The sequence below is a fragment of the Streptomyces sp. NRRL S-920 genome, from assembly GCF_000717945.1.
Lineage (GTDB): Bacteria > Actinomycetota > Actinomycetes > Streptomycetales > Streptomycetaceae > Streptomyces > Streptomyces alboniger.
The window spans coordinates 1-313 of sequence record NZ_JODF01000172.1 but is presented as its reverse complement, the minus strand read 5'-3'; the positions used below and the strand labels follow the sequence as shown (position 1 = coordinate 313).

The 313-nt window shown below is 75.1% G+C and carries 1 pseudogene; it reads right to left on the bottom strand.

Annotation, left to right across the window (positions count from 1 at the left end):
- A pseudogene (locus IG54_RS0137380) lies at nt 1-241 on the bottom strand (transcriptional regulator); the annotation flags it as partial.
- Between the last annotated feature and the right edge of the window lie 72 nt (nt 242-313).

Below are 313 nucleotides of genomic sequence, written 5' to 3'. Positions count from 1 at the left end.
CATGTCCGTCAGCGATGAGGCCGGGCAGCGCGGCGAGGAGACGGGAGTGCGCGCCCTTGTCGTACAACTCGCGGGCCGCCGCCATCCGGCCATCCAAGGGGCCCTGCCCGGTCGGGGCCGGTGTGTCGGCCAGGGCCTCGTCGAGCCCCATCATCAGGGCGACGGGCCCGGCGGCAGCCGTGGCGGTGAGCAGCGTGCGGCGGCGCATCGGGTCCTCCTCGGCGTGCGGACTGGCCGTCACTCTAGTGGCCGTCGGCACCTTCGGGGCGGGGGGCGCCCGGGGAGGCATCAGGATGTGTGGCGGAACGCCGAC